At 55.9% G+C, this 236-nt stretch carries 1 pseudogene; it reads right to left on the reverse strand.

Annotation, left to right across the window (positions count from 1 at the left end):
- Nucleotides 1-236, reverse strand: a pseudogene (locus PQR53_RS38930) (IS5/IS1182 family transposase); the annotation flags it as partial.

The following is a 236-nucleotide window of genomic DNA, read 5'->3' on the forward strand; positions in this document are numbered from 1 at the left end:
TAAGTTGTCCGTGATCGTTTCCGACGTTAGTTACCTCGTGCTCAACGATCAGGTGATGTTTCGTGTCTACGGCTGCCTGGACGTTGTAGCCCACTATGCCGGAGCCTCTTCCGCTTGTTGCCATGGAGCGTGCGTCGGGATCCGTCATCGACAACTGTTTGTCCGGTTGCTTTTCTAACTGCTTCCTGACCTGTGCGAGCTCACGCATCTGCTGGCGCAAGCGGGCGATCTTCTCG

It is taken from the genome of Paraburkholderia fungorum (assembly GCF_046027605.1).
GTDB lineage: Bacteria > Pseudomonadota > Gammaproteobacteria > Burkholderiales > Burkholderiaceae > Paraburkholderia > Paraburkholderia fungorum_F.